Raw genomic sequence first — 24,270 nt, 5'->3', positions numbered from 1 at the left:
AAACCCCGGCCAGGCGCCGGGGTTTGTCTTTTTTGGGGAGGGCGGTCTCACTCCTGGACCGGTGCGGAGACCGGAGTCACCTCCTGCTCTGCCGCCGGGGCCTCCGCGGTGCCGCTCATCAGCCCCGCCAGCTCCTCCAGCAATTCGCGCGAGCGCGCCAACTGATCCGGTTCCGCCAGCTCAATCGGGTCCTCCGCATTCCGCAGCAGTTCCTCCAGCATCGCAAAAGTGCCCTCCAGGGCTTCTGCCTGCGGGGCTTCCAGCAAAAGCTTGGCCAGGCCGGTGCCATTATTCATCAACCAGTTCTCGCGCAAGGTTGCCAGCATAGCCAGCAGCGCCAGTTTTGAGTCCGCCGCGCGGCCGCTTTCGACATCGCTTTCAGAGCTTTCCGGTAGCCGCGGCAACAATTCCTCATCGACCACCTGGGTGTGAATGGCCCGAATCTGCCGCAGGCGCGCTGCCGGATCCAGGGAGAGAAAATGCCGCGAAAGGTCATTGGCAGCCATCGGCCAACGCCCTGCCAGCTCGTCGATATCCTCTGCCAGAGCCTGACCGATCAAACGGGTCAGCTGCCGGCGGCGGTTGGCCGCCCGCGCCTCGGGCTTCTGCCCCTCGCCCACAGGCGCAAACTGCTGTGCGGTACGCTCCCCGGTGGGCCCCCACAACATCACCTCCATGGCGTGAAATCCCAGACTGGCCTCCTCGTGGGCGGTCAGGCGGTGCTGCTTGCGCAGGTTGGACAACGTCAGTTCGACTGCGGTGTCATTGACGATACCACTCTCAGAGTACCCGGGCACCGTATCCAGATAACCGGGTTGAACCGGCCAGCTGTCCACCGACAATTGCAGCCGGCGCCCTTCGTCCCTCAGAGTCGCCGGGGCAAACCCCAGGCGGATGTAGGGCACCGCTGCGGCAAACTGCCGATGTGCGTTCAGCCAGGCGAGCCTAGCCACCTCCAGGTGATCTTCGCTGGGTGCTTCCAGCAACCCCGTAACGGCGCCATTGAGTTCATTCACCGCCGCTTGTGTATCGATCAACTGGGCCTGCCCAGACTGCCAGATAGACTTCGACAGCGTTTCAGCCGCCTCCACACTAAACAGCCGCGCCACCGACTTTTGCTCCGTATCCGGCAACTGCGGCGAAGCCTCGCGGTCACAGGCGGCGAGGGCCAGCCCCACCACCAAAAACAATAGCGGCCCCGCCTTACCCCAAATATTCCCGATCACTGGTTCCCCCAACTTTTCTTTGCCCCCCAGGCCTCACAACTCTTTCCGCACCTGTTCAGACCCAATCGCAGCCGCCGGCCCGCTATAGAGAGGCGGCACAGGGCTGGCGCGGAATCCGTACCGACCCCGGCAGGTCGCAGCAAAAACCTTACCCGGCTGCTCTCCACCCAGCTTATCCCAACCTGGCATTGCGGCCCAGGTACACAAACCCTGCACGACCAAACGGGCAACTACAAACGCAATCTGCGGCCCTGAGATCCCCGCTATATAACCCGACAGCTAAACAAGTCGCCGGGTTAAGCGTCCATTTCACGCAGGCTGATTACCGGCCAACCACGCTTCAGCGCCTCTTCTTTCAACCGTGCATCCGGATCGACCGCCACCGGATTTTCCACCTGTTCTAACAGTGGCAAATCATTGATGGAATCGCTGTAGAACCACTTTTCCTCGGCGCTGAACTCTGGATTCTCCGCCAGCCAGCGATGCAACCGCGCCACCTTGCCGGCCTGATAGCAGGGCTCGCCCACCACCCTGCCGGTATACCGGTCTTCCACCAGCTCCGGCTCGGTCGCGAGCAGGGTATCCACACCCAGGCGGGTCGCTATTGGCTCCGCCACGAAGCGGTTGGTGGCGGTGATAATCATAATATGACGCCCCTGGCGGCGATGCCGACCAATTAACGCTTCGGCACCGGGCAGCCAGATCTCGCTGATAACCTCGTTCATAAACTCCCGGTGCAGATTGTCCAACTGGCTGCGAGACAGCTGTGCCAGGGGCTCCAGGGCAAACTCCAGGTAGGCGAAGATATCCAGTTCCCCGCGCTGATAATCGCGCAGGAAGCGGTCGTTGGCAGAGCGATAGCGCGCGACATCCACATGGTTTCGCTCCACGAGGAACTCTCCCCAGGCGTGGTCACTGTCTCCGCCGATCAAGGTGTTATCCAGGTCAAAAATTGCCAGTTGCACTGCCATCCCTCCGTTTGAAGGTCGATCCAACAGGTTTCGGTCGCCGCCAAACCCCCGCCCCGGAACTGCGAAAAACCTGTGGGCGGCGGGCAATGTTACCCGTTTGACGACTAGCGCACACGGCCAAATACTGTCAATTGCCGTTGCCCCCACCCTGTGGAACAATGCCGGGCAAGCTGCGCGGCCTACAGCCGCGCACACCCTATTGTGAGGATGTTATTTTGGGCGACGGCAAGCCATCGCAAGCCGAACGAAAGAACCGCCGCCGATCCGCCAAACAGCAAAACCGCAGTGTCAACCCCGACAAAAGCCGGAAGCTAGACGGCAGTGTTGGTAACAGCAATATCGATGCCGAGGGCTTTCGCCCCAACGTCGGCATTATTGTGTTAAACGCCCGCGGCCAGGCGCTGTGGGCGCGGCGGGTTGGAGGTAAGGATGCCTGGCAGTTCCCCCAGGGCGGCATCAACCCGGGCGAGTCCCCGGAACAGGCCCTTTACCGCGAGTTGTACGAAGAGATAGGGCTGACCCGGGATCAGGTCAGCTTCATAGCCTGTACACGCGGCTGGCTGCGCTACCGGCTGCCACAGCGGCTGATCCGGCGCCGCACCGAGCCCCTGTGCATCGGGCAAAAGCAGAAGTGGTACCTGCTGCGCCTGCAGGCGCCGGATAGCGCCGTCAGTTTCAACAACGGCTATAAGCCGGAGTTCGACCACTGGCGCTGGGTGAATTACTGGCACCCGCTCGCCAAAGTGGTGACCTTCAAGCGCGAGGTCTACCGGCGCGCACTGACCGAACTGGCGCCCCAACAAATACAATTGGAGAAACGCTGGCTGCGCGGGCAGGGATAAGCGCGCGACCCATACCGCCCCTGGCGGCCCCACTGCGAGTCCACCAAGGCGAGGACAGGCCTTTGCTCGAATCATTGCGTTCCATCGTACAGCAGGTGAACAGCGCCCGCGACCTCACCGCGGTGCTGGATATTATTGTGCGCCGCGTGCGCGAAGTGATGCACACCCGTGTGTGTTCGGTGTACCTGCGGGACAAGCAGTCCGGCTCCTATGTATTGATGGCGACCCAGGGGCTGAACCCCAGTGCGGTCGGCAACGTTTACCTGGCACCCGGCGAAGGCCTGGTCGGCAATGTAGTCACCCGCGCCGAGCCAATCAACCTGGAACAGGCCCAGGCGCACCCGGCCTACCACTACTTTCCCGCCACCGGAGAAGAGCGCTTCAGCGCCTTCCTCGGCACCCCTATCATTCACCACCGCGAAGTGCTCGGTGTGCTGGTGGTGCAGCAGGAGGAGAAACGCCGTTTCGATGAGGGCGAAGAAGCTTTCCTGATCACACTCTCGGCACAACTGGCCGGCGTTATCGCCCACGCCGAGGCTACCGGTGCCCTGGCGGTGATGGGTGAGCAGCGCCGCGAGGCGAAGTTCCGCGGACTCGCAGCCTCCCCCGGGGTGGCAATAGGTCGCGCCCACATCGTCGCACCCCTGGCCAACCTAGCTGCAGTGCCCTATGCCTGCTGCATGGACGTAGAGGCGGAACTGGTATTGTTCCACCAGGCCCTCGCCAGCGCGCGGGAGGAAATTCGCGCCGTCGGGGATAGGCTCAAGGGTGAGCTGAACCGCGAGGAGCGCGCCCTGTTCGACGCCTATACGGCCATGCTGGACGACAATTCTCTGGCGGTGGAGGTCATCGCCCGCATCCGCCAGCAACTGAGCGCCAGCCGCGCCTGGGCAGAGGTCATGCTGGAGCATGTACGCCGCTTCGAGGCCATGTCCGACTCCTACTTTCGCGACCGCGCCGCCGATGTGCGCGACCTGGGTGCCAGGGTGCTGATGCACCTGCACCAACAGCAGCAGAGCGAGCGCGACTACCCGGACAACACCATCCTGATCGGTGAAGAGCTGACAGCGGCAGTATTGGCGGAGGTACCGCGGCAAAAGCTGATCGGCCTGGTGTCGGTGAAAGGGTCGGCCAACAGCCACGTGGCTATTATTGCCCGCGCCATGGGACTGCCGGCGGTGATGGGGGCTCAGGAACTGCCCTACGAGCAGGTGGACGGTGCCGATCTGGTTGTGGACGGCTACCGCGGCGAACTGTATGTGCACCCCGGACGTGAACTCCGCCGGCGCTACGACAGTATCGTGGCCGAGGAGCGCGAACTGGAGCGCAACCTGGACCACCTGGCGGCGCTGCCCTGCGAGACTGCCGACCACCACCGGGTGCGCCTGTGGGTGAATACCGGGCTGATGGCCGACGTGGTGCGGTCCCTGGAGCGGGGTGCCGAAGGCGTGGGTCTCTACCGTACCGAGGTACCCTTTTTACTGCGCGACCGCTTCCCCTCCGAAGAGGAACAGCGCGAGATCTATCGCGAGCAGTTGGAAGCCTTTGCACCTCGGCCGGTCACCATGCGCACGCTGGACATAGGTGGCGACAAGGCGCTGGCCTACTTCCCCATTGAGGAGACCAACCCTTTTCTAGGCTGGCGCGGCATTCGCGTAACCCTGGATCACCCGGAGATTTTTCTCGCCCAGGTGCGCGCAATGATGAAAGCCAGCCTGGGCCTGGACAATCTGCGCATTATGCTGCCCATGATCAGCGGTGTCGGTGAACTCGAGGCGGCGCGCAAACTGGTGCAAAGGGCCTACACAGAACTGCTGGACGAAGGTTTCAAAATCGCCATGCCGCCCCTCGGCCTCATGATCGAGGTGCCGTCCGCGGTATACCAGGTACGGGAGCTGGCGGCACAGGTGGATTTTATGTCGGTGGGCAGCAACGACCTGACCCAGTATCTGCTCGCGGTTGATCGCAACAACAGCCGCGTGGCCAATATTTATCACTCCCTGCACCCGGCGGTATTGCGGGCACTGCGGGAAATCGTCGACACGGGACACGCCTGCAACACCAAGGTCGGTATTTGCGGCGAACTGGCGGGTGATCCCGGTGGCGCCCTGCTGCTGCTCGCCATGGGTTACGACGTATTGTCCATGAACGCAACCAACCTGTTGCGGGTCAAGGCGGCTCTGCGCGCAATCACTACCGCGGAGGCGCAGGAACTGCTGTGCAGGGTACTGGCCATGCAGTGCCCGGAGGAAATCGAAGCCACCCTGCAGCAAACCCTGAAGAAGATGGGACTGAAGGCTCTGCTACAGCCCCAGTAGATGTTGGGAATCACCTGTAGCGGTCAGTCCTCGGCCTGCTCCCGGTAGGCATCCGCACTCAGCATCTTGTCCAGCTCGCTGACATCGGCGGGCTTCACCCGAAAAAACCAGCCGTCGTCATAAGGCGATGCGTTGACCGTCTCCGGCGCGTCTTGCAGCACTGCGTTGACCGCCACCACCTCGCCGGATACCGGGCTGTAGATATCGCTGGCAGCCTTTACGGATTCGACCACACCAGCCTCGTCCCCGGCGGCCAGCACCGCACCCACCTCCGGGGTCTCCACAAAGACCACATCGCCCAGCGCTTCCTGGGCGTGGTCGCTGATGCCGATGGTGACGGTACCGTCCTCCTCCAGGCGCGCCCACTCGTGACTGGCCAAGTATTTCAATTCACTGCGAATTTCGCTCATGCGATGATTCCTCGATTAAGTCTCTTGAATAATTTTTTCGCACTGTCGCCTGGGGTCGGGGCCATCTCCGACCCATGCCGGTCAGACAACGGACTTGCCGTTGCGCACGAAGCAAGCTTTTATAACTTTCACCGGTACCAGCTTGTTGCGGATTTCCACCTGCGCCGTATCGCCAGTGGCGGCAGGCACCCGGGCCAGTGCCACTGAGTGGCCCAAAGTTGGGGAAAAGGTGCCGCTTGTGACGATACCCCGCTTCTCACTCCCCTCGACTACCACTGGTTGCCCCGCGCGCAACACACCGCGCTCCGCCAGTACCAGCCCCACCAGCTTCTCACCGGGACCGGCGGCCTTTTCCCGTTCCAGTGCGGCGCGACCGATAAAATCCCGATCCGCCGGCTCCCAGGCGATGGTCCAGCCCATATTGGCTGCCAAGGGCGAGGTATCCTCATCCATCTCGTGACCATAGAGGTTCATACCGGCCTCCAGGCGCAGTGTGTCGCGGGCACCCAGGCCGCAGGGCGCCACGCCCGCTTCCGCCAGCGCACGCCAAAAGCCTTCAGCGTCCTCGCCCGGCAACATGATCTCGAGACCGTCTTCACCGGTATAGCCAGTACGGGCCACAAACCATTCGCCCACCACCGCACTGTGAAAAGGCTTCAACCCGTCTATCGCCGCCGTCCACTCGATACCCAATACCTGCTTGGCCCTGTCAATCGCCTCCGGGCCCTGAACCGCCACCATCGCCAACTGCGGGCGCTCGCTCAGAGTTACCGCGAAAGCCGACGCCTGCTGCCGCATCCACGCCAGATCCCTTTCGCGTGTGGCGCAGTTCACGACTAACCGGTACCCGGGATCGCGCAGGTAGACGATCAAGTCGTCGATGACTCCGCCCCTCTCATTGAGCATTCCCGTGTAGAGAGCTTTGCCGGGCCGACCGTCGAGTTTGGCCACGTCGTTGGCCAGCAGGTGGCGCAGATAGTCCCGCGCGCCCTCACCGTCTATGTCCACCACCGTCATATGCGAGACGTCGAACATGCCCGCGGCGCTGCGCACCTTATTGTGCTCCTCCAACTGCGAACCATAGTGTAAGGGCATGTCCCAGCCACCGAAGTCCACCAGTTTGCCACCCATGGCGACATGTGCATCATATAGAGGCGTTCTGTTTCCCATCTTTCTTCTCTACATCAGTGCTATCAAAGCTGCGTATTCTACCGGCGGCACTGGTGGGCTTTCCAGGGCAATGCGGCCCTCCAGCAGCTGATTGAATCATACTTATTGCTATAAACCCGCCAACTAACAGGCTGCTGAAAGAGCCCACTATGGCTTTTCTCAGCTCGGGTTTGTGGCGCATGTCCGCAAACCCTCCACGACAAATCAAGCAGTGACATGCTGGATTTGCGACCCGCTAAATTAAGTTGCCGGGCTAATGGGGTACAAGCATGTGCTACCACTGGGTAAAGGCCGGTGCAAGCGATTCCGCGTCATTGCGCAGGTTTTCAAGGGTGACAACCTAATTGAAAAGCGATCGTCGGTTGGATTGCCGGGCTAATTGTTGCGGCCGGACTTGTCGCGCTCACTCGAATCGGCGCCCTTATCATCCGTCTCGTCCTCACTGGTGTCGACCTTGAGTCCGTGGCGTTTGGAGCGCCAGCGCCACAACCGCTTTGCCAGTTCCTGGCGATCGGGCGTCCGGTCCGCTTCGTCGACAATCTCCTCCCCGAGCAGTGTCTCCAGCAGGTCCTCCAGCGTTACCAGTCCCTCGAGCCCGCCATACTCATCCAGTACCGCGCTGATTTGCACCCGCCGCGCGAGCATTTTCTGAAATGCCTGATAAATGGTCGCCGTTTCCGGCAGCATCAGCATGTCGCGGCGGAAATCGGCCAGCTTTTCGTCCCGCTGGCCGCTGAGGTAAGCCATCAACAGATCCTGTTTCAATACAAACCCCACCACACACACGGGATCACCGCGCTCGTAGATCGGTATACGGGAAAAATGGCTTTTCTCCACCTCCTCGTAAGCCTCGCCGATAGTCGCGTCCTGAGACAGGGAAAACACCACGGTGCGCGGCGTCATCACCTCCCGCACTGACTGGTCCTGCAGGGTGAAAAACAGGTTGCGCAAAATACTGGACTCGCGCTCTTCCAGCTGCCCCTCCGCACGGCCGAGTTCCGCCATCACCGCAAATTCCTCGCGGCTGAATCCGGTGAGTGTCGGGCCGTGGGACAGGCCCCGGGTGAGCCATTCGGACATTTTTACGAAAGGGAACAGCACCCACACCAAAAAGCGCAGGCCATAGGCCGTCACCGGTGCCAACTGCCGCCAGTAAAAAGTGCCCAAGGTCTTGGGGATAATTTCGGAGAAGACCAGTATCAGCAGCGTCAGGATGGCGGACGCAATACCCAGGTACTGACTGCCAAACACCGCTGCCGCCTGTGCACCGGCGCCGGCGGCTCCAGCGGTGTGGGCGATGGTGTTCAGAGTCAAAATGGCCGCCAGGGGCGCGTTGATGTCTCCTTTGAGTCTGCGCAGCACCGGGCCCGCCCTGTGGCCTTCGCGCTCCAGCAGGCTGATATAAGGCGTCGTCACACTGAGGATGACGGACTCGGCGATGGAACACAAAAATGAGAAGCCGAGGGCAATCAGGACATAGACAAACAGCAGGATCATCGGTTTTCCGTATCTTTTCCATCGACCGCGACAGGGCTTCGCGACGCGGCAAAATATCGCCCCCCGCCAGGCAGAATATAGAGCCAGGCCAGCAGCAGCCCACAGATAAAGCCGCCGATATGGGCTGCATTTGCGACTCCCACGCCGAACACCCAGGTGACTATGCCACTGGCACACAGCAACAGCCAAGCCAATGCCAACACCACCAACCCTGAAGGGACATCGCGCCACTGGGGGTAGCGATAGCGCAGCACTGCCACACTGCCCACCAGGGCGTAGACCACACCGGACATACCGCCAAACAGCGTCTCAGGAGCCCAGAAATACTGCGCCAGATTGGACACCGGCGCGCTGATGCCCACCAGGAGTGCAAAGGCCAGCGTACCGGCGCGAACCTCCAGCGGGCGCCCGAGTATCCAGATTCCGAGGGCATTAAAGAGGGCGTGAGGGAGAGAAAAGTGCACCATTGCCGGCGACCACAGCCGCCAGAATTCACCCCGCTCGAGATGCCACGCCAGTGTCGACTGCGGTAGTTCCAGGCCGCCACCGCGATCGGGAAAAATAAGCAGTGCCTGTACCAGATTTTCCCGCAACAACAGCCAGCCGACAAAACACAGCACAATCAGCACCAGACAGAGGGGAGTCCTGCGCAAGGGCCAACTGGGCAGCGGTACCGCTACCGGCGTACGCTTTACCGTCCCGCTGCCTTTCTCTCTGGCTGTATCGACTTCAGATGGGGTAGCGGCCGGCCCCACACGGATATCGGCAAGACTGATTTCCCCCGCCTGCCAGCGGTCCAAAAGCGGCGGCAACAAGCGACGCAATTCGGGATCCAGAGTAGTCAGCAATTGACAGTTGTTCGCCTCGGAGATACGCAGGGGCAGCCGGCAGCGCTGGATAAACTGTGCCAGCTCCGCCAGATCCTGATTGAGGGGAAATTCACGAACGGGAATCCAGTCGTCCAAGGCCGGTGCCTTTTAAGATTGCAGTTACAGGTCAGGGACCAGAGGGATGAGACTAAAGTAAACCGGCGCGAAAAAACAGGGGCTAGTATCACTCCACTCCGCCGGCGTCACACCGCCATAGCGCGGAGGATAATACGCTTTTTCAGCAGCGGGCTGGCGTCCACCATATTGAGCCCGGTATTGCGCAGCCAGCGCCAGTGCAGGTCCCCGGCACCAAACAGCGACTTGAAGGTGCTCATCGCTTTCAGTGTCGCCGCATTCTCACCGCGGCAGCGGCGCTGGTAACGCGACAGCACCGATGCATCGGATGGCTCAAGCCCCCGCTTGAGTGCGCGCGCTATTTCCTCGCTCAACACCCGCACATCCTGCAAGCCGAGGTTGGCTCCCTGGCCGGCCAGGGGGTGAATACTGTGCGCGGCGTCACCGATCAGTGCTGCGCCCGGGCCGAAATAGCGCTCCGCATGGCGCGCCCGCAGGGGAAAGGAAAGGCGTTCGCCGACCGACTCCACCGCACCCAGGCGGCTCTCGAATGCTTTCTCCAGGTTCAGGGCGAAGGCAGCGTCGTCGAGCATCAGCAGCTCGCGCGCCAGTTCGTCGTCCGCCGACCAGACGACGGCGCAGTGATTGTCGTCCCCCAGGCCCTCCAACGGCAGGAACGCCAGCGGACCGCTCTTTAGAAAGCGCTGCCAGGCGGTGTGCTGGTGGTTGCGCTCGCAGCGGGCGATACAGACCAGCGCCATCTGGCGATAGACGGTGTCGCTTGCGCGGATACGCAGCAGATCCCTTACCCGGGAGCGCGCGCCATCGGCGCCGATCAGCAGGCGGGTGCTCACCGTGTCGACACTCTCCTGCAGCCCCTCGATCACATTCTCGTCATCGCCGCGGGGTTGCAGAAACCAGTGGCCGCAGTCCCGCCACCAGTTCTCCAGCCGGAAACCAGTCACCATCTCGACGTTGGGCAACTGCGCCACCCTGGCCCAGAGGGCCGCGGTCAGCACATTGTTTTCCACAATGTGTCCCAGGTTCGGCATCTGCACGTCGCGACTGTTGAAACACACAGAGCCGGTGCCGTCGGCATCCCAAACCCGCATCACCGTATAGGGGCAGGCGCGCCGGGCTGTGGTTTCACCCCAGACACCCACCTCCTCGAGCAGATTCTGGGACCCTTTGGTCAGGGCCACTACCCTTGGATCATAGTGCTGTGGCGCAATCCGCGGTGCATCGGTGGACGCCTCCAGCACCCCGATGCGCAGCTGCGGGTGACGCACTGCCAATAGGGCGGCCTGGGTCAGGCCGACCATGCCCGCGCCCACAATTACAATATCCAGCCGTCGTCTGCTCATGGCGTCCTGTTTGCAATGTTTCCGCACCGGCCCGCGGACCCTTAATTGGTTGTTGATGGAGGCTTCCCTGGCTTTCCTCAATCCGGGTTTGCGGCCCCTGCCCGCATCCTTCCACGACAAATCAAGTGGTTACTCATTTGATTTGCGCCCCGGACCCCGTCCGGGACAGCGGCCTGTTAAAGCCCAAAACCCGCCGCCTGGCCGATAAAGCTCGCCCGCAGGGATGGGGCAAGATTTAATCCCAGCAGCCCCGCCTGGCGCAGGCCGCCCGCCAGCAATCCCGGCGCTGCGAACAGGGCGGGCACGCGGTCGCTGAATCCGATGGTCAGTTGCTGGTCGAGTCGACGCGCGCGGCCGTATTCCTCCAGCAAGTTTAGTTGACCGGGTGACTCACCCGTACAGCAACCCGCAGCCAGTGTCGTCGCCAGGTGGTAGCTGTCGCGCAGTGTCAGGTTAAACCCCTGTCCCGCCACCGGGTGCAGAAAATGGGCGCAGTTCCCCAGCAGTACCAGATTGCGCCGCCACTGCTCCCAGGCCACATGCAGGCTCAGGGGATACCCCTGTAGCTCCCCCGACCTGAGGATACGCCCGGCGCGCCAGCCGAATGCAGACTGTACCCGCTGCACAAATGCCGCCGGTGCCAGCGCCTGCAACTCGCCGGCGTCCTCTTCGGGGCAGGTCCACACCAGAGCCATGCGGTGGCTGCCGTCCCGTCGCGGAAGCGGCAGCATCGCCATGGGGCCCCGGTCCGTGAAGCGCTCGTAGGCGACGCCGCCGTGATCCCGCTGGGTGGCGAGTGTGGCCACCAGCGCCCTCTGTCGATACTCGACCCTCTCGGTTTCAATGCCCAACTGCCGGCACAGGGGTGAGTCGACACCGTCCGCAACCACCAGCAGGCGCGCTGCAAGACAGCCGGGCCCGTCCTCACCCTGCCAGCCTAAGTCCACCCCTTGATCGCAGACCCGCACCCGCTCCACCTGCGCCGGGGACACCAGCGTTACCGGCAGCCGCGCCAGGGCGCGATACAGAACCGGTCCCAGCGCCGCATTCTCGATCACCGCACCCAACATACCGGCAAAGCTGGCCCGCCGCTGTTTGTCTGCAGTGAAGGCCACGCCCGCTGCGCGCCCGCGGTCACTGACCCTGACCCGGGAGATAGGCGCGCAGTAGGGCTTTAGTTGCGGCCAGAGACCCAGCTCATCGAACAACTGCAGACTCCCCGCCGCCAGAGCCGTCGCACGGGTATCAAAACTCGGTAGCGCAATGCTGGCACCCGGGTCCATCAAAGGGCGCTGCTCCAGAAGTGCCACCGAGAGATTGGGGCAAAACTTTGCCAACAGCAGTGCCAGGCTGGCACCGGCCATGCCTCCGCCGACGATAGCCACATCGATGCGGGACCCAAGTTTCACCACAATTCCTCCTGCACTGCACCCTGGCGCATAGTGTACTCAATTTCTGCCACCGTCTTGGGTGCGGCGGATGACAGCACCAGAGGACCGGATTTCATCAGCGCCACATCGTCCTCAACCCGGATACCTATGCCGCGATACCTCTCCGGTACTTGGTCATCGTCCGCGGCGATATAAATACCCGGCTCTACCGTCATCACCATTCCCGGCTCCAGCTGGCGCCACTGGCCGTGTACCCGGTAATCGCCCACATCGTGCACATCCATCCCCAGCCAGTGGCCGGTCCGGTGCATATAGAAACGGCGGTAGGCACCCGCCTCAATCAGCCCGCTAACGTCACCCCGCAGCAGGCCCAGGTCCACCAAACCGCGGGTAATCACCTCTACACTGGCCATATGCGGGTGGTCCCAGTGGGCACCCAGGCGAACCTTGTCGATGGCCGCCGCCTGGCCCGCCAGCACGATTTCATACAGGGCCTTCTGCTCGCCGCTGAAACGCCCGTTGACCGGGTAAGTCCGGGTCACGTCGGCGGTGTAACCGCGGTGCTCACAGCCGGCATCCACCAGCACCAGGTCGCCGTTTTTCAACACCGCATTGTTGCTGCAATAGTGCATCACCAGCGCATTTGTGCCGCCGCCAACGATTGTCGGGTAGGCGGGTTGGCGGGCGCCGGCACCGACGAAGGTGTGCAGAATCTCCGCCTCCAGTTGAAACTCATACAGGCCCGCGCAGCAACGGCGCATGGCCCGGCAGTGTGCCTCCGCAGTGATTTCCGCCGCACTCTGCATCAGGCGCACTTCCTGCGCACTTTTGATCAGACGCAAATCGTGCAACTGGCGGTCGAGGTCCACCAGCTCCGGCACCCCGACACTGCCCGGCGCCTGGCCTATGGTGTGCAGATAGCGCTGCAGGCGCCGATCCAGCTGCGGGTAGCGCCCGAACGTATAATAGACCCGCGTGCGTCCCTCCAGCAGGCCCGGCAGAATGTCGTCCAGGTCACTGATCGGGAAAGCATCGCAGAGACCGCACTGCTCGGCGGCCCTTTCCGGCCCCAGGCGCGGCCCGTCCCAAAGCTCCTTGTCCGCGTTGCGCTCGCGGCAAAACAGCAGCTCCCGTCCCTGAGCCCGGTCCGGCACCAGCACCAACAGTGCCTCCGGCTCGGCAAATCCGGTCAGATAGAGGAAATCGCTATCCTGACGAAAGGGAAAATAGGTGTCCCGGGAGCGCAGCTGCTCCCGCGCCGCGGGCACCACAGCAAGGCTGCCCTGCGGCAGCCCGGCGATCAGGCGCGCGCGACGGCGGGCGTATTCTCGCTTGCCGATGCTCATTGGCCGCGGGCGTTACTGCCCTGATCGGCGCCGCCGACCTGCACAATCTCGGTAAAGATAGTCAGCACCGCCACACGCACATATTCCTGTACCTGCAACAACTGCTGCTCCGCCTCCCCGGACTCCTCCACCGCCAAGGCATCGATCTGAGCTATCTCGCTCAAGTCCTGCAGCGCCTCGCGACAACCGGGCGACTTTATCCCCGGCGGCGCCCCGACACCTAAACCGTGCAGGAATCCCTGACACCACTGCCCCAGTGACTGGGCGCGCACGTCTATGCCACTATCGTCCGGGAGCAGCAGCTGAAACTCAAAACTATCGTCCCGCAAGCGTTCAGCGCTGACCTGGGCCAATCGCGCCATGGAATTTTCCAGTGCCGCCGGCACCGCTTCGAGTGCCAGTATCCGGGCCAGCTCACCCTGCCAAAAGCTGCTATCCGGTTCTTTCTCGGCGCACAGGAGGCCGCATACAAAACCGTGCAATTCACTGGGATCGCTCTCGCCGCCCGCTGCGAGAATAGCTGCGGAGAGGGTATCGTAGCTGGGCGGAGCGGCGCTCATAATCACTTCCTGAAATTTCGTTCAAACTTTATGCAACTTGTCGTTTTCTACCGCAAGCGGAATCAGTCGACAGCAGACAGGCGAGGTCGGGATTAGAATTGCACAGGCCCGACAAGGCGGGGCGATTGACCACCCCATACAGCGGCAATATAGTAGCGGAATCCCTCGCAGTCTGTCCCGCTGCGAGCCAATGGGGCACGGACATAAGACGCGGGAAATATGGACAAGTTACAAGCGTTAGAAAGCACGGTGGATACGCTCATCGCGCGCTGCCAGCAGCTCGCGAAGGACAATCGCGAACTGCGCCGGCAGGAAACCGAGTGGCAGCAGGAGCGGCAGCGCCTGGTAAAAAATAATGAAGTGGCCCGCAGTCGGGTAGAGTCCATGATCAACCGCCTCAAAGGGCTAGCGCAAGATTCCTGATGGGTGACGCAAAACCGACCCTGGAAACCGTATCGGTCTCCATCCTCGACAAAGACTACCGTGTCGCCTGCACCGAAGAGGAGCGCGCGGAGCTTCAGGCGTCGGCCCGCCTGCTGCACGAGCGTATGTCGCGCATTCGCGCGAGTGGCTCGGTGGTCGGCCTCGAGCGTATCGCAGTGATGGCGGCTCTCAACATCGCCCACGAGCTGATTCAGGCCAAGGCGGAACTGATCCGGGCACCCCTGGAGCAGGAAATGGTCTCGCGGCTGCGGGACAAGGTGCGCTCCGCGCTCAGTGAAATCGACTCGGGCGAAACCTGATTCTCAAAAGCGACCTGGTCTTCCCACTACCTCTCACCCCGACTGGTAAAACCCGCTGTACCCGGCGCTTTCCAGCGGCTGGCATCAACGCGCGGTTGGGTTCCGCTTTGGCCCGGTCGCAGGATTTACAGGGCCAGTCAACAACGCTTTCGCAACCGCCATCGTTACCCTTTTGCAGCGACACGGGTTATAATTTTTAGACCCTGGGGTGTTGGCCAGTTGACTATGTCCTCGAGCCGATAATCCGATCATGGGGGCTTCCAGCGGATGCTGGTGTGCAGGTCCGCCACGCAGCGGAAAGCCTTTTGTATTCCTGAAGCCACCTCCTTGAACCCTACGGTTCAAGGCTATGTCTGCAGCCGCACACTCGGGGCCCTTAAACATTCCTCCCTCCGGATTCTTTTCCCAGACGCTTGACACTATGACGGAAAGCAAAGTGCAACTGCGCCGCCATATGCGTTCCGCGCGACGCAGCCTCAGCGTCTATCAGCAGCGCCTGAACGGGCGCAACGTGATCAACCACCTGCAACGCACGCCACAGTTGCTGCGCGCGCGACACATCGGCATCTACTGGCCCATGGACGGAGAGGTGGATATTCGCGGGCTGCTGCAACGCCAACCCAACAAATACTTTTATCTGCCGGTGCTGGCACCCACCCCGCGGCCACAGCTGCATTTCCGTCGCTGGCGGGGTGACAGCCCCGGCTACCGCAACCGCTTCCGGATACCCGAGCCGCTGCAGGGCCACAGTCGGCCGCCGCAACAGCTCGACCTGGTCTTGCTGCCACTGGTGGCCTTCGATGCCGGTGGTGCCCGGCTGGGAATGGGGGCCGGCTTTTACGACCGCACCTTCGCCTTCAAAGGATTGTTGCGGGGCGCCGGCCCGGACCTGGTGGGGGTGGCCCATCAATTTCAGTGTGTGGCGAGACTGCCCACTGACAGCTGGGACATACCACTGCAGGCGGTAGTGACCGACCGGCGCCTCTACCCCTGCCGCTGAAAACCCAATAAAAAAGCCGAGGGCACAAGGCACTCGGCTTTTTTAACTGCGGGCCAGGTGCACGCTCAGCGCGTCACCACCCCCTGCTGCAGGGCCGCCGGCGGTTCCGGATCCGAAGCGAAAACCTCGGTCAGGCCGACACTACTCAGCAGGACGCCCGCGACAAAGACAACCACAGCGATTGTCAGTGCATCGGGTTTCATAAGGACCATCCTGTAGGATATATACTTTTATTATCGGTGTTTCACCCTGCATTAGATTCGGCTCAACGCAAAGGTTCCACAATTGGCAAAATAATTGTCCGCCAAGCAAATAATAACGGATCTCCAGCGGAATTTTGTGAAAACTGTCGCGTTTTCACCTGAAAAAGTTCAGTCGCGCCCCTGCCGGGCAGTCACTTGGCCCTCACCGTCCCCCCAGCTTCAACTGGCCAGAAAGAAACGGTAGGCGGGACTGTCCGTCTCGTCCCAGAAGGGAAACTGCAGTTGCTGCAGCAGTGCCTTCAGTTCGCCGCGCTCCGCCGGGCGCACCTGCAGGCCCACCAGAACCCGGCCATAGGCGGCGCCGTGGTTGCGATAGTGAAACAGGGTGATATTCCAGCGCCCCGCCAGCTGCTCCAGGAACTTGCGCAGGGCGCCGGGGCGCTCGGGAAACTCGAACCGGTACACCACCTCGTTTTCCAGACCCGCGGCCCGCCCGCCGACAAGGTGGCGGATATGCAGCTTGGCCATCTCGTCGTCCGTGAGGTCGGTCACGCTGTAGCCGGCGGCCGAGAGCCCCTCCACCGTGCGGCGTCGGTCGCCGTCCGCCGTCACCTGTACCCCCACAAAGATATGCGCCTCGCCGCTATTGGCGTAGCGGTAGTTGAACTCGGTGATGGCCCTGTCCCCCAGGTCCCGGCAAAACTGCAGGTAGCTACCGGGGCGCTCGGGAATCGTAACCGCCAGCACCGCCTCGCGCCGCTCCCCGGTTTCGGTGCGCTCACTGATATACCGCAAGCGGTCGAAGTTGATGTTGGCACCGCTGCAGACTGTCGCCAGTACTGCATTGCTGCAGCGGTTCCGCTCGATATACTTCTTCAGGCCCGCCAGCCCGACGGCACCGGCTGGCTCGGCAATGGAGCGGGTGCCTTCGAATATGTCTTTGATTGCCGCGCACATCTCGTCGGTGGAAACAGTAATGACCCCATCCACCGTCTCCCTCAGTACGCGGAAAGTCTCGCTACCTATCTGCGCCACCGCCACCCCGTCGGCAAAGAGCCCCACCTGGGGCAGGCGCACCCGGGTATTGGCCGCCAGAGCCGCCTCGAGACAGGCCGCTTCCTCCGGCTCCACGGCAAATACTTTCACCTCCGGTCGCACATACTTGATATAAGCTGCCATACCCGCGGCCAAGCCGCCGCCGCCAACCGGAATAAAAACCGCATCCAGACGACCGGAGTGCTGTCGCAGCAGTTCCATGGCGACAGTGCCCTGTCCGGCGATCACATCCGGATCATCGTAGGGATGCACGGGCACCAAGCCGCGCTCCTCCACCAGCCGGTGGGCGTGCGCCGCCGCCTCGTCAAAACTATCGCCCCACAGCACCACCTCGGCACCGCGCATACGCACCGCGTTGACTTTGATCTGCGGTGTTGTGGTCGGCATGACTATGGTGGCGCGCACACCCAGCTGTGCCGCCCCCATCGCTAGCCCCTGGGCGTGGTTGCCGGCAGACGCGGCAATTACGCCCCGCGCCCGCTGCTCTGCCGGCAGCCGCAGCAGTTTGTTGTAAGCGCCGCGAATCTTGAAGGAGAACACCGGCTGCAGATCCTCGCGCTTGAGCAGAATCCGGTTGTGCAGGCGATGGGACAGGGCCCCCAGAACGTCCAGCGGTGTTTCGGTGGCGACATCGTAAATCCGCGCGTCTAAAATGCGCTTGATGTAAGACTCGGGCATTGGATGAATCGGTCGTGGTAACAGTTAAAATCAGTGCCTGGGGCCGGGCGTGACAACAGGTGGCACAAGGTGCCAGTCTAACCCTGCAACAGCAGCAATGCCACCTCAAAGCCAACTGCGCGAACATTATTTTCACAAAAATGGCATATAGCCGGAAAAAATTGCGGAAAGCTACCCTATCATGACCCAGGACCAACTCAAACGCGCCACCGCGGGTGCCGCCATCCACTATATCGCCCCCAAACTGGAGCCGCGCTCCATCATCGGCGTGGGCACAGGCTCCACCGCCAATTTTTTCATCGACCTGCTGGCGGACCTGAAAGGCCGCTTCGACGGCGCCGTCGCCAGCTCCGAGGCGTCGGCACAGCGCCTCCGGGCCCACGGCATCCCGGTTTACGATCTCAACAGCGTGGACGACATTCAGGTGTATGTGGATGGCGCCGACGAAACCAATGCCGCCCTGCAGCTGATCAAGGGCGGCGGCGCAGCCCTGACGCGGGAGAAAATAGTCGCCGCCTGCGCCGGCGAATTCGTCTGCATCGCCGACGAGAGCAAATGGGTTCCGGTACTGGGCCGCTTTCCCCTGCCGGTGGAGGTGATTCCCATGGCGCGCTCCCTGGTGGGTCGTGAGATCGTCAAATTGGGCGGTGATCCTGTCTACCGCGAGGGCGTGACTACCGACAATGGCAATGTCATCCTCGACGTACACAACCTGTGTATTACCGATCCGCCACAGCTCGAGCGGGCCATCAACAATCTCACCGGGGTGGTTACCAACGGTATCTTTGCCCAGCGGCCCGCGGACCTGCTGTTGCTGGGAACCAGCTCCGGGGTAAAGACAATCACCGCCAAATAAATGCCAAACTGATATGGATGCCAAGCCACCATGGACGCCACAACAATAAAATGCCGGCTGTTGATACTGATACTGGGGACAGCGGGGTCACTGGCCGGCTGCACCACCACGCCTCCGAGCAATACCGGCGATATCTGTGCCATTTTCCGCGAAAAGAAACACTGGTACCGGGACGCCAAAAAGGCAGAGCGCAAGTGGGGATCCTCCATCCCCATAATGATGGCGGTGCTGCACCAGGAATCCCGTTTTGTGCACGATGCGCGCCCCCCCCGCACCAAGATCCTGGGCTTTATCCCCGGCCCTCGACCATCCGATGCCTACGGTTACCCACAGGCTCTCGGCACTACCTGGCAAACCTATGAACGCGCCTCCGGCAATTACGGCGCGGACCGGGACGATTTCGGGGATGCGATCGATTTTGTCGGCTGGTACAACAACACCAGCGCCAGGCAGTGCCGCATTCGCACAGACGATACCTACCACCTCTACCTGGCCTACCACGAGGGTCACGGCGGCTTTAACCGCCGCAGTTTCCGCAACAAGGCCTGGCTGAAAGGGGTGTCCAAAAAGGTCTCCGCCCAGGCCCGCACCTATCGGCACCAGCTGGCGGGGTGCGAGAAATCTCTGCCCAAACGGGGCAGGTTTCTGGGGATTTTTTAGCACCGCCCCGGGCTTCCCGCAGTGCCAATCCAATTTGGGGCCATATCTTTCCTTCTGGCAGCAAAAGACGCAAACCACTGGTCAGATTGGCTACCCTGAACTGACCATCAGGCGCTTTTTGCTGCGAAAGAGCGCGGTTGCAGCCCCTTTACGACGCTGGGCGCCTTCTCTACCGGCAAAAGCGTCCCCAGTATTGCCAAAGGTGCACAATGAAAACTCTCCTCCACTGCCTGGCGCTGGTGGCGCTGCTGCTGGCCCTTCCCACCGCCGCGGTCCAGGCCCAGACAACGGAAGCGAAAGCGCCGGCCTACAGCGAGCCCAAGCTGCAGCAGTTTGCCAGCGCCTACCAGGCCATCGTCGTCCTGAGCCGCGAATATGCGCCCAAGTTGCAGGCTGCGGCGGATATTCAGGAGGCGGAAGCCATCAACCGGGAAGCCCAGGGGAAAATGGTGGCGGCGATCAATCAGGCCGGCCTGTCCAAGGAGGAGTATCAACAGATTGCCGCCAGCTTGAGAAACAATCCGGCGCTGCTGGAAAGGGTCAACAAGATTTTGCAGCAGGCTGCGCAACCCGCCGAGTAGATTCAGCTGCCACCACCGGCAGCTGTCTGGGCCTGTATCAGTCCGCGGGCACCCCCAGTGCCCGACGGATTGCCGGCAGGTGTTCGCGCACCCACTGCCGGTCGAAAGAACCCCAGTCGCGCAACACATAGTAACCGTCGTTGTTGCGCACTCCCTCCTGTATGAACTCGACCCGGGCGCCGTGCCCGGGCAATCCCTTGGCGATGATGTCCTGTACCGTGCGTCGCGGCCAGCCAGTGGCCTCTTCCAGAGCCGGATTATTGGCTTTGGGCAGCAGTTCAATCAGGTAGGCGATCAACATCCGCCGACAAATTGTTGGGTTGAGCTGGCTTTCCAGTTGCAGAGACATAATCCACTTCCACCGTTACCTGGAACACTGTTGTAACACAGTGCGATTCCCAGCTCACCCTTCCGGGCGGCCATGGGGCCGCCATTCTCGAAGCGGATGATCTTTCCCACCTGCCCCGGGCTTTGTATTCACACTGCGGAAGCGAGGCCCGCAGCAACCACAGAGGATCAGACACAGGATGCACCTGAACAGGGCCTGTTTGGCTTACTCCCGGACAGGGCCGCAAGACTGGCCTGACTTTCAGCACTGCTTGGCGCATAATCCCAGGCCACACCGGCGATCCATTGTCGGTGCAGGACAAGATCGAGGGCTGAGACTGTGGAAACCGAGACTCAGATACCGAGCGAAGTGCAGCCGGGTATTCTCGCCACTGCACTGAAGGCGCAACTGGCGGGAGCCCGTGCGGCGGGCCTGGACACACAACAACTGCTGCTGGACTCGGGGATAGACCCCCTACGGCTGGACGACGCCGACTGCCGCATCGGCCGGGAAAAAGTCGCCAGCCTGTTGCGCCGCGAATGGGATCTACTGGGCGACGAGTCCGGCGGTTTTCTCTCCCGCCCCTGGCTGCCCGGCACCTTCGCCATGATGGGGCACGCCCTGCTCAGCAGCCCCAACCTGAGACGGGCCCTGGCGCGCTCGGGCCGTTTCGTGGCCATGGTCTGTGACGACCTACACATAAAACTGGTGGAAGATGGCGAGGAGGCGCGCCTGCTGATCCACCACAGCAACCGCCGGCAGTTGCCAAACCAGATTTTCGTTGAATCCATTGCCGTTATCTGGCTGCGCTTTTTCAGCTGGCTGATCGACCGCACTATCCTGCTGGAGCGCGTACACCTGGCCTTTCCGCCACCGGACTACGGCGAGGACTACAGTGACATGTTTCCCTGCCGGCACTACTTTCACCAACGGGAGACCTGCCTGGTATTCAGCACCCGCTACCTGCAGATGCCGCTGGTGCGGGATGAGCAGCAATTGGGGGAATTTCTCGCCCGCGCACCGGAATGCCTGTTGACGCAATACAAGTCCGACAACAGTTACACCGGCCGTGTCCGCCGCATGCTGCAACAGCAGGATACGGTGGAAAACCTGTCCCTCGACGGCGTGGCGGCGCGGATGCACACGTCCCCACAAACCCTGCGCCGGCGCTTAAAGGAAGAGGGCAACAGCTGGCAGGACATCAAGGACTCGGTGCGCCGCGACATGGCGGTATACCAGTTGAAGCAGCAGGAAACCGCTGTGGCGGAAATAGCGGAACGGCTGGGCTTTTCAGAGCCCAGCGCCTTCAATCGCGCCTTCAAAAAATGGACCGGCCTGGCACCGGGCGCCTATCGGGACAAATATCGCAACAACGCGGGGCGCTAAAGCAGGTATTCGCAGTCAGCGGGTAACAAATCCATCCAGAGGTTAGCGGACCGTCACTACCTGCACAGTAATAGGATGACTCTTTTGTCCGCCTTGCACACCGCCTTTGTCCACTGCGGGTTTGGCAGAGTCCATAGCGGCAGCGGTAATCCGGTCGGGGGCTATACCCAATCTCAAAAGCATCCGCCGCACTGTGTCAGCGCGTTCCTGTGCCAGCTTGCGATTGGCCGCATCACTCCCCTCACCTGAGGCATGGCCACTGATAGCGATGGTGAGACCCGGATACTCTGTCATGACGGCTGCCAGGGCCTGCACATCCGGCACAGAGGCGCTGGTGGCGATGGCATTGCGGTCGCCGAAGCGGATGTCCAGGGGAAAAGTGCGGTTGGGGTCGCGTTCGGCGTTGGCGATATGGTCGCGCAGACTGCGGGCAAAATCCGGCGCTGCCTGCACCACCAGTTGTTCCTCTTCCAGGACTATGGCACCGTTGTTCTCTCTGCCGGCATCCCGGCGCGCGCACATATTGAGGCTATAGAGCACCGCCAGCACGATCAACAGTGGCCAGACCCATTTGCCGTAAGCTCTGCCCTTGTCGGCCGGTTTTCGCGGCCGCACGGTGAGGGGTTCCCGGTGGCCATGGGGCTCCAGATGCTGCCCCAGGTCCGCGAACTCGTGTACCCCGATGGTTTTCAACAGGCCATCGGGCAGCTTGTCCTGAATAAATGTTTTCTGGCTAAACAGAAGGGTGGCAAAGCCACCCATGTCGAGGCCGCCGTCCCTGACCCTGGTACTGAATAGTGACATCGCCACCGGAGCGGCCACTTGCAACAGGCCCAGCCCGGTATTCTTGCCCACCCCCAGGCTGCCCGCCAGTAAACCGCCCACATCGGCGGCCTTACTGCCAAACAGGCATTCCAATATCTTGCCCCCGGTCTGCTGCAGGCTGCTCATTCCGGCCGCGTCGCCAAAGGTAATACCGATTGCGGCAAAATCCAGCTCATCACTGTCGGCGATCGCTTTGAAGAGACTGGTGAGCCCGGTCTTGCTCTCGCTTTTGTTCAGCATGCCCGCCAGTACTGACGCTATTCCACTATCGACAGCAGCCGCCTCACCCCCCGACGGCAGACCCAGGGCACTGCCGAGTGCATTCAGGCCCGGGGAACCCAATTGACACCCCGCCAACTCCAATACATTGTCGGCCATGATCTGTCCTCACCACTGGATACCGCTCAATACCTCCACTCAGTGTATGGCCACCACATCGGCGTATTAGTCCGATTCCGAATAAACCACTGCGATTTTTCAGCGGTGGCTTTATGGTCAACACCTTCGATACCAATCCTCCTTTCCGTTCCCCGAGGCGCCAACGTCACTGACGCTGGCGCCTGTCGTCATTGCGCCACCCGACAGCCGGACTAAGGTAGCCTCAGCGCCAGCCGGTTGCGCGGGAATCAAAACAGCCGGGTTGCCGGCCCGGCGCCGGATTGTGCCGGATCAATGATAAGAGAGGCCGAGCCATGCCCAGCGAAGCTTATATTTACGACGCCCTCCGCACGCCGCGGGGCAAAGGCAAGCCCGGCGGTGCGCTGTACGAAGTCAAGCCCATAAGCCTCCTCGCCAGTCTACTGGACACTCTGCAAAGCCGCTCCCAATTCGATACGGGGCAACTGGACGACCTAGTGATGGGCTGTGTCACTCCCATCGGCGACCAGGGTGCCGATATCGCCAAGACCGCCGCTCTGGTCGCAGGCTGGGACTGGAATCTGGGCGGCGTCACCCTGAACCGCTTTTGCGCATCCGGCGCCGAAGCGGTGAATCTGGCCGCGGCCAAAGTGCGCTCCGGTTGGGAGCACCTAATCGTGGCCGGCGGTGTGGAGTCCATGTCACGGGTACCCATGGGCAGCGATGGCGGTGCCTGGTCGACAGATCCGCGCACCGCACTGGATACCAACTTCATTCCCCAGGGCGTCAGTGCCGATCTGATCGCCACTCTCGATGGCTTCAGCCGCGAGGATCTGGACAACTTCGCCCTCCGCTCACAGCAAAGGGCCGATGCCGCCTGGGCCGGGGGCGCCTTCCAGAAGTCTGTGGTGCCGGTGCGGGATCAGAGCGGCCTGATCATTCTCCAACGCGATCAACTGGTGCGCGCCGACACCTCCCTGGAAGGGCTGACACAGCTGCAGCCATCGTTTGCCGCAGTGGGTGCAGTCGGGTTCGATAGCGTCGCCCGCGCAACTTACCCCCAGTTGGAGCACATCGAGCATATGCACACCGCCGGCAACTCCTCCGGCATCGCCGATGGTGCTGCGGTGTTGCTGATCGGCAGCGAGCGGGCGGGCAGGGAACAGAGTCTCACCCCGCGCGCGCGTATTGCTGCCGCCGCCGTGGTGGGTACCGATCCCACCATCATGCTCACCGGCCCGGCCCCCGCAACTTTAAAAGCACTCGCGGCGGCGGGGCTGAAAATAGAGGATATTGATTTATTTGAGGTTAACGAGGCCTTCGCCGCGGTGGTGTTGCGTTTTCAGCGCGAGCTGGATATCGATCCTGAAAAAGTCAACGTCAACGGCGGGGCCATCGCTATGGGCCACCCGCTGGGCGCCACCGGCGCCATGTTGATCGGTACACTCCTCGACGAACTGGAGCGACGCCAACTGCGCTACGGCCTGGTGACGCTGTGCGTGGGCGGCGGCATGGGTGTCGCCACCATCATAGAGCGACTTTAGAGCGGGACGCAGAC

Annotated in this window: 24 protein-coding genes and 1 other RNA gene; 11 read left to right on the top strand and 14 right to left on the bottom strand. The window is 61.9% G+C overall.

All coding sequences use genetic code 11. The features are described from left to right. Positions 1–47: 47 nt before the first annotated feature. Both AB1S50_RS01570 and AB1S50_RS01565 read right to left on the bottom strand, forming a co-directional pair. Positions 48–1,226, bottom strand: coding sequence for an imelysin family protein (locus AB1S50_RS01570; RefSeq protein WP_367148615.1), 1,179 nt, complete (start codon positions 1,224–1,226; stop codon positions 48–50). A gap of 296 nt (positions 1,227–1,522) precedes the next feature. After that, positions 1,523–2,191 carry a histidinol-phosphatase gene (locus tag AB1S50_RS01565; RefSeq protein WP_367148614.1) on the bottom strand — a complete coding sequence of 223 codons (669 nt, stop codon included), beginning with the start codon at positions 2,189–2,191 and terminating at the stop codon, positions 1,523–1,525. Positions 2,192–2,535: 344 nt separating this feature from the next. Between AB1S50_RS01565 and AB1S50_RS01560 the strand changes: the two genes are divergently transcribed. Next, positions 2,536–3,039, top strand: a complete 504-nt coding sequence (locus AB1S50_RS01560) for an RNA pyrophosphohydrolase (protein WP_367148719.1) — start codon at positions 2,536–2,538, stop codon at positions 3,037–3,039. Between the two features lie 62 nt (positions 3,040–3,101). After that, positions 3,102–5,357 (top strand): phosphoenolpyruvate--protein phosphotransferase, encoded by a 2,256-nt coding sequence (gene ptsP / locus AB1S50_RS01555; RefSeq protein WP_367148613.1) that lies wholly within the window; start codon positions 3,102–3,104, stop codon positions 5,355–5,357. Positions 5,358–5,380: 23 nt separating this feature from the next. On the opposite strand, the gene gcvH is transcribed toward ptsP, so the two are convergent. From gcvH to AB1S50_RS01515, 8 genes are all read right to left on the bottom strand, one after another. Beyond that, positions 5,381–5,767, bottom strand: coding sequence for a glycine cleavage system protein GcvH (gcvH, locus tag AB1S50_RS01550; protein ID WP_367148612.1), 387 nt, complete (start codon positions 5,765–5,767; stop codon positions 5,381–5,383). Positions 5,768–5,848: 81 nt separating this feature from the next. After that, entirely contained in the window at positions 5,849–6,937 is a 1,089-nt protein-coding gene (gene gcvT / locus AB1S50_RS01545; RefSeq protein ID WP_367148611.1) for a glycine cleavage system aminomethyltransferase GcvT, read from the bottom strand. 375 nt (positions 6,938–7,312) lie between these two features. After that, on the bottom strand, positions 7,313–8,434 hold the full coding sequence (locus AB1S50_RS01540; protein WP_367148610.1) for a CNNM domain-containing protein: 1,122 nt from the start codon (positions 8,432–8,434) through the stop codon (positions 7,313–7,315). After that, on the bottom strand, positions 8,431–9,399 hold the full coding sequence (locus AB1S50_RS01535) for a rhomboid family intramembrane serine protease (RefSeq protein WP_367148609.1): 969 nt from the start codon (positions 9,397–9,399) through the stop codon (positions 8,431–8,433). The genes AB1S50_RS01540 and AB1S50_RS01535 overlap by 4 nt, the downstream gene beginning before the upstream one ends. Positions 9,400–9,506: 107 nt before the next feature. Further along, a complete protein-coding gene (locus tag AB1S50_RS01530) occupies positions 9,507–10,742 on the bottom strand; it encodes a UbiH/UbiF/VisC/COQ6 family ubiquinone biosynthesis hydroxylase (protein WP_367148608.1) in 1,236 nt (411 codons plus the stop codon). 176 nt (positions 10,743–10,918) lie between these two features. Further along, complete coding sequence (locus AB1S50_RS01525; protein ID WP_367148607.1) at positions 10,919–12,154, bottom strand: FAD-dependent monooxygenase; 1,236 nt, start codon at positions 12,152–12,154, stop codon at positions 10,919–10,921. After that, positions 12,148–13,479, bottom strand: a complete 1,332-nt coding sequence (locus AB1S50_RS01520; protein ID WP_367148606.1) for an aminopeptidase P N-terminal domain-containing protein — start codon at positions 13,477–13,479, stop codon at positions 12,148–12,150. Before AB1S50_RS01520 ends, AB1S50_RS01525 begins: the two co-directional genes overlap by 7 nt. Further along, positions 13,476–14,039, bottom strand: coding sequence for a UPF0149 family protein (locus AB1S50_RS01515; RefSeq protein ID WP_367148605.1), 564 nt, complete (start codon positions 14,037–14,039; stop codon positions 13,476–13,478). The genes AB1S50_RS01520 and AB1S50_RS01515 overlap by 4 nt, the downstream gene beginning before the upstream one ends. 219 nt (positions 14,040–14,258) lie before the next feature. Between AB1S50_RS01515 and AB1S50_RS01510 the strand changes: the two genes are divergently transcribed. The 4 genes from AB1S50_RS01510 (at position 14,259) to AB1S50_RS01495 (ending at position 15,782) form a co-directional block, all read left to right on the top strand. Then, the gene (locus AB1S50_RS01510; RefSeq protein ID WP_367148604.1) at positions 14,259–14,462 is read left to right on the top strand and encodes a TIGR02449 family protein; all 204 of its coding nucleotides are present in this window, start codon (positions 14,259–14,261) and stop codon (positions 14,460–14,462) included. Next, positions 14,462–14,782, top strand: coding sequence for a cell division protein ZapA (locus AB1S50_RS01505; protein ID WP_367148603.1), 321 nt, complete (start codon positions 14,462–14,464; stop codon positions 14,780–14,782). The genes AB1S50_RS01510 and AB1S50_RS01505 overlap by 1 nt, the downstream gene beginning before the upstream one ends. A gap of 197 nt (positions 14,783–14,979) precedes the next feature. Next, a non-coding RNA gene (ssrS, locus tag AB1S50_RS01500) (6S RNA) lies at positions 14,980–15,160 on the top strand. 43 nt (positions 15,161–15,203) lie between these two features. Then, positions 15,204–15,782 (top strand): 5-formyltetrahydrofolate cyclo-ligase, encoded by a 579-nt coding sequence (locus AB1S50_RS01495; protein ID WP_367148601.1) that lies wholly within the window; start codon positions 15,204–15,206, stop codon positions 15,780–15,782. A 65-nt stretch (positions 15,783–15,847) separates the two neighbouring features. Here AB1S50_RS01495 and AB1S50_RS01490 read toward each other — a convergent pair whose 3' ends face one another. Beyond that, the gene (locus tag AB1S50_RS01490) at positions 15,848–15,985 is read right to left on the bottom strand and encodes a hypothetical protein (protein WP_367148600.1); all 138 of its coding nucleotides are present in this window, start codon (positions 15,983–15,985) and stop codon (positions 15,848–15,850) included. Positions 15,986–16,204: 219 nt separating this feature from the next. Beyond that, the gene (ilvA, locus tag AB1S50_RS01485) at positions 16,205–17,719 is read right to left on the bottom strand and encodes a threonine ammonia-lyase, biosynthetic (protein WP_367148599.1); all 1,515 of its coding nucleotides are present in this window, start codon (positions 17,717–17,719) and stop codon (positions 16,205–16,207) included. Between the two features lie 181 nt (positions 17,720–17,900). Here ilvA and rpiA point away from each other — a divergent pair, with 181 nt between their 5' ends. From rpiA to AB1S50_RS01470, 3 genes are all read left to right on the top strand, one after another. Then, the gene (rpiA, locus tag AB1S50_RS01480) at positions 17,901–18,575 is read left to right on the top strand and encodes a ribose-5-phosphate isomerase RpiA (protein ID WP_367148597.1); all 675 of its coding nucleotides are present in this window, start codon (positions 17,901–17,903) and stop codon (positions 18,573–18,575) included. 30 nt (positions 18,576–18,605) lie between these two features. Continuing rightward, positions 18,606–19,235, top strand: a complete 630-nt coding sequence (locus AB1S50_RS01475) for a transglycosylase SLT domain-containing protein (protein ID WP_367148596.1) — start codon at positions 18,606–18,608, stop codon at positions 19,233–19,235. Positions 19,236–19,444: 209 nt separating this feature from the next. Next, positions 19,445–19,816, top strand: coding sequence for a DUF4168 domain-containing protein (locus AB1S50_RS01470; RefSeq protein WP_367148595.1), 372 nt, complete (start codon positions 19,445–19,447; stop codon positions 19,814–19,816). 37 nt (positions 19,817–19,853) lie between these two features. On the opposite strand, the gene AB1S50_RS01465 is transcribed toward AB1S50_RS01470, so the two are convergent. Next, the gene (locus AB1S50_RS01465; RefSeq protein WP_367148594.1) at positions 19,854–20,165 is read right to left on the bottom strand and encodes a helix-turn-helix domain-containing protein; all 312 of its coding nucleotides are present in this window, start codon (positions 20,163–20,165) and stop codon (positions 19,854–19,856) included. Positions 20,166–20,483: 318 nt separating this feature from the next. On the opposite strand from AB1S50_RS01465, the gene AB1S50_RS01460 reads away from it, so the two are divergent. Beyond that, positions 20,484–21,530, top strand: coding sequence for an AraC family transcriptional regulator (locus AB1S50_RS01460; RefSeq protein ID WP_367148593.1), 1,047 nt, complete (start codon positions 20,484–20,486; stop codon positions 21,528–21,530). A gap of 42 nt (positions 21,531–21,572) precedes the next feature. On the opposite strand, the gene AB1S50_RS01455 is transcribed toward AB1S50_RS01460, so the two are convergent. Beyond that, positions 21,573–22,733 carry a DUF937 domain-containing protein gene (locus tag AB1S50_RS01455; protein ID WP_367148592.1) on the bottom strand — a complete coding sequence of 387 codons (1,161 nt, stop codon included), beginning with the start codon at positions 22,731–22,733 and terminating at the stop codon, positions 21,573–21,575. Positions 22,734–23,047: 314 nt separating this feature from the next. Between AB1S50_RS01455 and AB1S50_RS01450 the strand changes: the two genes are divergently transcribed. Then, positions 23,048–24,256 (top strand): acetyl-CoA C-acetyltransferase, encoded by a 1,209-nt coding sequence (locus AB1S50_RS01450; protein ID WP_367148591.1) that lies wholly within the window; start codon positions 23,048–23,050, stop codon positions 24,254–24,256. Positions 24,257–24,270: the final 14 nt, after the last annotated feature.

This window comes from Microbulbifer discodermiae, from assembly GCF_040742695.1.
Taxonomy (GTDB): Bacteria; Pseudomonadota; Gammaproteobacteria; order Pseudomonadales; family Cellvibrionaceae; genus Microbulbifer.
The sequence above is the reverse complement of the archived record's forward strand: the minus strand, read 5'-3'. Positions and strand labels throughout refer to the sequence as shown.

What these genes read in the sequence shown, in the direction of transcription:
- AB1S50_RS01450 (WP_367148591.1), top strand. Translation starts at nt 23,048, where the DNA reads ATGCCCAGCGAAGCTTATATTTACGACGCCCTCCGCACGCCGCGGGGC.
- ilvA (WP_367148599.1), bottom strand. Translation starts at nt 17,719, where the DNA reads ATGCCCGAGTCTTACATCAAGCGCATTTTAGACGCGCGGATTTACGAT.
- gcvH (WP_367148612.1), bottom strand. Translation starts at nt 5,767, where the DNA reads ATGAGCGAAATTCGCAGTGAATTGAAATACTTGGCCAGTCACGAGTGG.
- AB1S50_RS01510 (WP_367148604.1), top strand. Translation starts at nt 14,259, where the DNA reads ATGGACAAGTTACAAGCGTTAGAAAGCACGGTGGATACGCTCATCGCG.
- AB1S50_RS01515 (WP_367148605.1), bottom strand. Translation starts at nt 14,039, where the DNA reads ATGAGCGCCGCTCCGCCCAGCTACGATACCCTCTCCGCAGCTATTCTC.
- AB1S50_RS01520 (WP_367148606.1), bottom strand. Translation starts at nt 13,479, where the DNA reads ATGAGCATCGGCAAGCGAGAATACGCCCGCCGTCGCGCGCGCCTGATC.
- AB1S50_RS01530 (WP_367148608.1), bottom strand. Translation starts at nt 10,742, where the DNA reads ATGAGCAGACGACGGCTGGATATTGTAATTGTGGGCGCGGGCATGGTC.
- AB1S50_RS01540 (WP_367148610.1), bottom strand. Translation starts at nt 8,434, where the DNA reads ATGATCCTGCTGTTTGTCTATGTCCTGATTGCCCTCGGCTTCTCATTT.
- AB1S50_RS01465 (WP_367148594.1), bottom strand. Translation starts at nt 20,165, where the DNA reads ATGTCTCTGCAACTGGAAAGCCAGCTCAACCCAACAATTTGTCGGCGG.
- AB1S50_RS01490 (WP_367148600.1), bottom strand. Translation starts at nt 15,985, where the DNA reads ATGAAACCCGATGCACTGACAATCGCTGTGGTTGTCTTTGTCGCGGGC.
- AB1S50_RS01495 (WP_367148601.1), top strand. Translation starts at nt 15,204, where the DNA reads ATGACGGAAAGCAAAGTGCAACTGCGCCGCCATATGCGTTCCGCGCGA.
- AB1S50_RS01455 (WP_367148592.1), bottom strand. Translation starts at nt 22,733, where the DNA reads ATGGCCGACAATGTATTGGAGTTGGCGGGGTGTCAATTGGGTTCCCCG.
- AB1S50_RS01505 (WP_367148603.1), top strand. Translation starts at nt 14,462, where the DNA reads ATGGGTGACGCAAAACCGACCCTGGAAACCGTATCGGTCTCCATCCTC.
- rpiA (WP_367148597.1), top strand. Translation starts at nt 17,901, where the DNA reads ATGACCCAGGACCAACTCAAACGCGCCACCGCGGGTGCCGCCATCCAC.
- AB1S50_RS01475 (WP_367148596.1), top strand. Translation starts at nt 18,606, where the DNA reads ATGGACGCCACAACAATAAAATGCCGGCTGTTGATACTGATACTGGGG.
- gcvT (WP_367148611.1), bottom strand. Translation starts at nt 6,937, where the DNA reads ATGGGAAACAGAACGCCTCTATATGATGCACATGTCGCCATGGGTGGC.
- AB1S50_RS01470 (WP_367148595.1), top strand. Translation starts at nt 19,445, where the DNA reads ATGAAAACTCTCCTCCACTGCCTGGCGCTGGTGGCGCTGCTGCTGGCC.